Origin of the sequence: Streptomyces sp. HNM0575 (genome assembly GCF_012726265.1) — a bacterium.
Classification (GTDB): Bacteria; Actinomycetota; Actinomycetes; order Streptomycetales; family Streptomycetaceae; genus Streptomyces.
This window is the reverse complement of sequence record NZ_JAASAG010000027.1, coordinates 1-5,315: the sequence shown is the minus strand read 5'-3', so window position 1 is coordinate 5,315 and position 5,315 is coordinate 1. Positions and strand designations below refer to the sequence as shown.

3 rRNA genes are annotated in these 5,315 nt (G+C 58.2%); all 3 read right to left on the bottom strand.

Features of this window, described 5'->3' with window-relative positions:
- Positions 1 to 2: 2 nt before the first annotated feature.
- A 5S ribosomal RNA gene (gene rrf, locus HCC61_RS29975) occupies positions 3 to 119 on the bottom strand.
- A gap of 131 nt (positions 120 to 250) precedes the next feature.
- Positions 251 to 3,379 (bottom strand): 23S ribosomal RNA (locus HCC61_RS29970).
- Positions 3,380 to 3,730: 351 nt separating this feature from the next.
- Positions 3,731 to 5,263: ribosomal RNA gene (locus HCC61_RS29965) — 16S ribosomal RNA — on the bottom strand.
- Together the 16S, 23S and 5S rRNA genes form the textbook arrangement of a ribosomal RNA operon.
- Positions 5,264 to 5,315 lie beyond the last annotated feature (52 nt).

Below are 5,315 nucleotides of genomic sequence, written 5' to 3'. Positions count from 1 at the left end.
TAGTTCGGCGGTGTCCTACTCTCCCACACGCTCCCGCATGCAGTACCATCGGCGCAGTAAGGCTTAGCTTCCGGGTTCGGAAAGTAACCGGGCGTTTCCCTCACGCTATGACCACCGAAACACAAACCCCCACCCAACCACTGCGGGGGAAACTCATGTGTGTCAGCGCACTCTTCACTTGAATCTGCACAACCAGCTACGTGCCGTGTGGTTGTTGTTTCAGATACCAGACAGTGGACGCGTAGCAACGATGGTCAAGCCCTCGGCTTATTAGTACCGGTCAACTCCAACCCTCACGGGTCTTCCATATCCGGCCTATCAACCCGGTCATCTCCCGGGAGCCTTAACCCCACCAGGGGGGTGGGAGTCCTCATCTCGAAGCAGGCTTCCCGCTTAGATGCTTTCAGCGGTTATCCCTCCCGAACGTAGCCAACCAGCCATGCTCTTGGCAGAACAACTGGCACACCAGAGGTCCGTCCGTCCCGGTCCTCTCGTACTAGGGACAGCCCTTCTCAAGACTCCTACGCGCGCAGCGGATAGGGACCGAACTGTCTCACGACGTTCTAAACCCAGCTCGCGTACCGCTTTAATGGGCGAACAGCCCAACCCTTGGGACCGACTCCAGCCCCAGGATGCGACGAGCCGACATCGAGGTGCCAAACCATCCCGTCGATATGGACTCTTGGGGAAGATCAGCCTGTTATCCCCGGGGTACCTTTTATCCGTTGAGCGACGGCGCTTCCACAAGCCACCGCCGGATCACTAGTCCCGACTTTCGTCCCTGCTCGACCCGTCAGTCTCACAGTCAAGCTCCCTTGTGCACTTACACTCACCACCTGATGACCAACCAGGCTGAGGGAACCTTTGGGCGCCTCCGTTACACTTTAGGAGGCAACCGCCCCAGTTAAACTACCCACCAGACACTGTCCCCGATCCGGATCACGGACCCGGGTTAGACATCCAGCACGATCAGAGTGGTATTTCAACAACGACTCCACCCGAGCTGGCGCTCGAGCATCACAGTCTCCCACCTATCCTACACAAACCGAACCGAACACCAATATCAAGCTATAGTAAAGGTCCCGGGGTCTTTCCGTCCTGCTGCGCGAAACGAGCATCTTTACTCGTAGTGCAATTTCACCGGGCCTATGGTTGAGACAGTCAAGAAGTCGTTACGCCATTCGTGCAGGTCGGAACTTACCCGACAAGGAATTTCGCTACCTTAGGATGGTTATAGTTACCACCGCCGTTTACTGGCGCTTAAGTTCTCAGCTTCGCCACACCGAAATGTGACTAACCGGTCCCCTTAACGTTCCAGCACCGGGCAGGCGTCAGTCCGTATACATCGCCTTACGGCTTCGCACGGACCTGTGTTTTTAGTAAACAGTCGCTTCTCGCTGGTCTCTGCGGCCACCACCAGCTCCCCCAGCACGTGGGTTCACCGGCCGTGGCCCCCCTTCTCCCGAAGTTACGGGGGCATTTTGCCGAGTTCCTTAACCATAGTTCACCCGAACGCCTCGGTATTCTCTACCAGACCACCTGAGTCGGTTTAGGGTACGGGCCGCAACAGCACTCGCTAGAGGCTTTTCTCGACAGCATAGGATCATCCACTTCACCACAATCGGCTCGGCATCAGGTCTCAGGCCCAAGTCATGCGGATTTACCTACATGACGCCCTACACCCTTACCCCGGGACAACCACCGCCCGGGCTGGACTACCTTCCTGCGTCACCCCATCACTCACCTACTACAAGCTCGGTCCGCCGGCTCCACCACACCAGCACCACCCCGAAGGGCGCCACTGGGGGCTTCACGGGCTTAGCATCACCTGATTCAGCGCTGGCGCACTGCCACGGGTACCGGAATATCAACCGGTTATCCATCGACTACGCCTGTCGGCCTCGCCTTAGGACCCGACTTACCCTGGGCAGATCAGCTTGACCCAGGAACCCTTAGTCAATCGGCGCACACGTTTCTCACGTATGTATCGCTACTCATGCCTGCATTCTCACTCGCATACCGTCCACAACTACCTTCCGGTGCTGCTTCACCCGGCACACGACGCTCCCCTACCCACCCACACACCCGTTAGAGCTCTTGTGTGAGTGACACGACGTCGGCGGTGTGCTTGAGCCCCGCTACATTGTCGGCGCGGAATCACTTGACCAGTGAGCTATTACGCACTCTTTCAAGGATGGCTGCTTCTAAGCCAACCTCCTGGTTGTCTCTGCGACTCCACATCCTTTCCCACTTAGCACACGCTTAGGGGCCTTAGTCGATGCTCTGGGCTGTTTCCCTCTCGACCATGGAGCTTATCCCCCACAGTCTCACTGCCGCGCTCTCACTTACCGGCATTCGGAGTTTGGCTAAGGTCAGTAACCCGGTAGGGCCCATCGCCTATCCAGTGCTCTACCTCCGGCAAGAAACACACGACGCTGCACCTAAATGCATTTCGGGGAGAACCAGCTATCACGGAGTTTGATTGGCCTTTCACCCCTAACCACAGGTCATCCCCCAGGTTTTCAACCCTGGTGGGTTCGGGCCTCCACGAAGTCTTACCTCCGCTTCACCCTGCCCATGGCTAGATCACTCCGCTTCGGGTCTTGAACACGCTACTCAGATCGCCCTCTTCGGACTCGCTTTCGCTACGGCTCCCCCACACGGGTTAACCTCGCAACATGCCGCAAACTCGCAGGCTCATTCTTCAAAAGGCACGCAGTCACGACCGCATGTGCAAGCACATACGGCGACGCTCCCACGGCTTGTAGGCACACGGTTTCAGGTACTCTTTCACTCCGCTCCCGCGGTACTTTTCACCATTCCCTCACGGTACTATCCGCTATCGGTCACCAGGGAATATTTAGGCTTAACGGGTGGTCCCGCCAGATTCACACAGGATTTCTCGGGCCCCATGCTACTCGGGTGTCTCTCCAACAAGCCGCTGACATTTCAGCTACGGGGGTCTTACCCTCTACGCCGGGCCTTTCGCATACCCTTCGCCTACATCAACGGTTTCTCACTCGCCTCACAGCCGGCAGACCATGAAAAGAGAGATCCCACAACCCCGTACATGCAACCCCTGCCGGGTCTCACACACATACGGTTTAGCCTCATCCAGTTTCGCTCGCCACTACTCCCGGAATCACATATTGTTTTCTCTTCCTACGGGTACTGAGATGTTTCACTTCCCCGCGTTCCCTCCACACACCCTATACATTCAGATGCGGGTGACAGCCCATGACGACTGCCGGGTTTCCCCATTCGGACACCCCCGGATCACAGCTCGGTTGACAACTCCCCGGGGCCTATCGCGGCCTCCCACGTCCTTCATCGGTTCCTGGTGCCAAGGCATCCACCGTGCGCCCTTAAAAACTTGGCCACAGATGCTCGCGTCCACTGTCCAGTTCTCAAACAACAACCAGCCACCCACCACCCCCACACCACAAGACGTGACGTGAGGTTCACCGGGACCGGCACCGAAAGCACGAAACCAACGGCCGCACTCTCAGACACCCAACAGCGCGCCCGGCCCGCCACCACGCACCCGCCCGTTCCACGACCACCACGCCGAAGCGCCGCAGACAGTACTCAGGACAGGCCCGCACCAGCAGACCGAATAGTCAACGTTCCACCCATGAGCAACCAGCACCGGACGTGCGCCGGTGTACTGGCCTCTGCAGACCCCACCCCACCATGACGGCGGAGAGTGAGAACTGAAGATGCTCCTTAGAAAGGAGGTGATCCAGCCGCACCTTCCGGTACGGCTACCTTGTTACGACTTCGTCCCAATCGCCAGTCCCACCTTCGACGGCTCCCTCCCACAAGGGGTTGGGCCACCGGCTTCGGGTGTTACCGACTTTCGTGACGTGACGGGCGGTGTGTACAAGGCCCGGGAACGTATTCACCGCAGCAATGCTGATCTGCGATTACTAGCGACTCCGACTTCATGGGGTCGAGTTGCAGACCCCAATCCGAACTGAGACCGGCTTTTTGAGATTCGCTCCACCTCACGGCATCGCCACTCATTGTACCGGCCATTGTAGCACGTGTGCAGCCCAAGACATAAGGGGCATGATGACTTGACGTCGTCCCCACCTTCCTCCGAGTTGACCCCGGCAGTCTCCCGTGAGTCCCCAGCACCACAAGGGCCTGCTGGCAACACGAGACAAGGGTTGCGCTCGTTGCGGGACTTAACCCAACATCTCACGACACGAGCTGACGACAGCCATGCACCACCTGTACACCAGCCACAAGGGAAACCACATCTCTGCGGCGATCTGGTGTATGTCAAGCCTTGGTAAGGTTCTTCGCGTTGCGTCGAATTAAGCCACATGCTCCGCCGCTTGTGCGGGCCCCCGTCAATTCCTTTGAGTTTTAGCCTTGCGGCCGTACTCCCCAGGCGGGGCACTTAATGCGTTAGCTGCGGCACGGACAACGTGGAATGTCGCCCACACCTAGTGCCCAACGTTTACGGCATGGACTACCAGGGTATCTAATCCTGTTCGCTCCCCATGCTTTCGCTCCTCAGCGTCAGTATCGGCCCAGAGATCCGCCTTCGCCACCGGTGTTCCTCCTGATATCTGCGCATTTCACCGCTACACCAGGAATTCCGATCTCCCCTACCGAACTCCAGCCTGCCCGTATCGAATGCAGACCCAGGGTTAAGCCCCGGGCTTTCACATCCGACGCGACAAGCCGCCTACGAGCTCTTTACGCCCAATAATTCCGGACAACGCTCGCACCCTACGTATTACCGCGGCTGCTGGCACGTAGTTAGCCGGTGCTTCTTCTGCAGGTACCGTCACTGTTTTAAGGCTTCTTCCCTGCTGAAAGAGGTTTACAACCCGAAGGCCGTCATCCCTCACGCGGCGTCGCTGCATCAGGCTTCCGCCCATTGTGCAATATTCCCCACTGCTGCCTCCCGTAGGAGTCTGGGCCGTGTCTCAGTCCCAGTGTGGCCGGTCGCCCTCTCAGGCCGGCTACCCGTCGCAGCCTTGGTAGGCCATCACCCCACCAACAAGCTGATAGGCCGCGGGCTCATCCTGCACCGCCGAAGCTTTCCACCACCAGACCATGCGGCCGGCAGTCCCATCCGGTATTAGACCCCGTTTCCAGGGCTTGTCCCGAAGTGCAAGGCAGATTGCCCACGTGTTACTCACCCGTTCGCCACTAATCCACCCCCGAAGAGGCTTCATCGTTCGACTTGCATGTGTTAAGCACGCCGCCAGCGTTCGTCCTGAGCCAGGATCAAACTCTCCGTGAATGCCTCAAAAAGACAGACCACAAAGAGCGGCACAACCAGGAGGAATAATCCC